The organism is Frankia sp. CcWB2 (assembly GCF_977927585.1).
The window spans coordinates 1-2,002 of the sequence record NZ_CDWRCM010000109.1; the positions used below are offsets into that span (position 1 = coordinate 1).

The following is a 2,002-nucleotide window of genomic DNA, read 5'->3' on the forward strand; positions in this document are numbered from 1 at the left end:
GGCCGTCGACATGGCTCGGACGGGTTCGGCAGCCCCGACCGTTGCGGTGGGGACGGACCCGGTGGCATGCCGATCGTCGCCCGGGTGGCCGATCGGGTCGTCGTCCGGGTCCTCGAGCGGCTCGACCGCGACCGCGCACACCTTGAACTCGGGCATCCGGGACGTCGGGTCGAGCGCGTCGTTGGTCAGAGAGTTCGCCCGTCCGGCCCCGGCCCAATGGAAGGGCAGGAAGACGGTGTCGAACCGGAGGGTGTCGGTCAGCCTCGCCGGCACCTCGCAGGTGCCTCGTCGGCTCGTGACCCGCACCGGCGCCCCCTCAGCGATCCCGAGCCGTTCGGCGAGGTCGGGATGGATCTCGACGAAGGGTTCCGGCGCGGCGTCGACGAGGGGTCCGATCCGGCGGGTCTGCGCACCGCTCTGGTAGTGGGCCAGCACGCGTCCGGTGGTCAGGTAGTAGGGGTACTCGGGGTCGATGTCCTCCGCCACCGGACGGTGCTCGACCGGCACGAGCCGAGCCCGTCCGTCCGGGGTGGCGAAGCGGTCCAGGAACATCCGGGGGGTGCCCGGGTGCGTCTCGTCCGGGCAGGGCCAGAACACCCCGTCCAATGCGGTGATCCGCTCGTAGCTGATGCCCGCGTAGTCGGCGATCCCCCGGCGCTGGCCCGGCGCAGCTCGTCGAAGACCACCCGTGGTTCGTCGGGGAATCGCTCGGCGTGGCCGAGTCGGGCGGCGAGCGCCGCGATGATCTCCAGGTCGGTGCGTACCCCCGCCGGAGGAGGCCGCAGCCGTTCCCGCCGCAGTACCCGACCCTCCAGATTGGTCATCGTCCCCTCCTCCTCCGCCCACTGGGCGGTCGGCAGGACGACGTCGGCCATGGCCGCCGTCTCGCTGAGCACGAAGTCGGCGACGACGAGCAGGTCCAGGGCGGCCAGCCGCGAGGTGATCCGACGGGCCCGGGGGGCGGAGACGGCGATGTTGCTGCCGAGGATGAGGAGCGCCCTCGGCCCCTGCGGCGTGCCGAGCGCGTCCAGCATCTCGTAGGCGCTGCGGCCCGGACCGGGGATGGTCGTCGGGTCGACGCCCCAGATCCGACCGATGTGCTCCCAGGCCACCGGATCGGTGATCTTGCGCTAGCCGGGAAGCTGGTCGGCCTTCTGCCCGTGTTCCCGGCCGCCTTGCCCGTTGCCCTGGCCGGTGAGACAGCCGTAGCCCGACCCGGGGGTGCCGGGCAGCCCCAGTAGGAGGGCGAGGTTGATGAGCGCCGTGACGGTGTCGGTGCCCTTGCTGTGTTGTTCGGCACCGCGGGCGCTGAGCACCATCGCCCGTTCGGCCTGGGTGAGCAGGCCCACGGCGGCGTACTGGTCTGCCACCGGCACTCCGGTGATGCGCTCCACCCGTTCGGGCCAGTAGGAGGCGAGTACTGCTCGCAACTCGGCGAGGCCCGTCGTCCGAGCGGCGAGGAAGTCGTGGTTGGCGTACCCCTCCGTTAGGGCGATGTGGGCCAGCCCGTTGGCCAGGGCCAGGTCAGTTCCCGGGGTGATCTGCAGATGCAGGGCCGCGGCGCGGGCGGTGGCCGTCAGGCGCGGGTCGACGACCACGAGCGCCCCGCCGTTCTCCCGCTGGCGGGTCAGGTACTGTATGAACGGGGGCATGGTCTCGGCCGCGTTGCCGCCGACCATGAGGACGGCCCCGGCGTGCGCGATGTCCTCCAATGGGAAGGGCAGGCCCCGGTCCAGCCCGAACGAGCGGATGCCCGCGGCGGCCGCCGACGACATGCAGAACCGGCCGTTGTAGTCGATCGCGGAGCTGCGTAGCGCCACCCGCGCGAACTTGCCCAGGGCGTAGGCCTTCTCGTTGGTCAACCCGCCGCCGCCGAAGACGCCGACCGCGTCCGGGCCGTGTTCACGCTGGAGGCGGATGATCCCCGCAGTGATGCGGTCGAGCGCCTGCTCCCAGCTCACCGGCTCGAGGGGGGCGTCGCGTCGTGGCCGCATCAGCGGGG

Annotated in this window: 1 pseudogene; it reads right to left on the reverse strand. The window is 72.2% G+C overall.

Annotated features, from left to right (window positions below):
* Window positions 1-2,002 (reverse strand): annotated as a pseudogene (locus ACY45C_RS12835) (molybdopterin oxidoreductase family protein); the annotation flags it as partial.